Annotated in this window: 1 protein-coding gene; it reads left to right on the top strand. The window is 40.0% G+C overall.

The features are described from left to right. Positions 1-260 (top strand): IS30 family transposase (locus tag EAF07_RS10510; RefSeq protein ID WP_121836470.1); only part of this gene is annotated, 260 nt, incomplete at both ends.

Below are 260 nucleotides of genomic sequence, written 5' to 3'. Positions count from 1 at the left end.
CAATCCTCAAGGATTATCAAATGAACTCTATCACAGCTGATAACGGGGCTGAGTTCAGTCGTTTAGCAGAAGTTTTTGACCCTGATCATCTCTACTATGCCCACCCGTATTCTTCTTGGGAGCGTGGTACTAATGAGAATCATAATAGACTCATCCGGCGTTGGTTGCCTAAGGGAAGCAAAAATGCGACTCAACAACAAGTCGCATTTATTGAAAACTGGATTAACAACTATCCAAAGAAACTATTCAATTATAAATCT

The organism is Streptococcus hillyeri, from assembly GCF_003686955.1.
GTDB classification, from domain to species: Bacteria; Bacillota; Bacilli; order Lactobacillales; family Streptococcaceae; genus Streptococcus; species Streptococcus hillyeri.
Note: the sequence above shows the minus strand (reverse complement) of the source record. Positions and strands in the feature narration are given on the sequence as shown.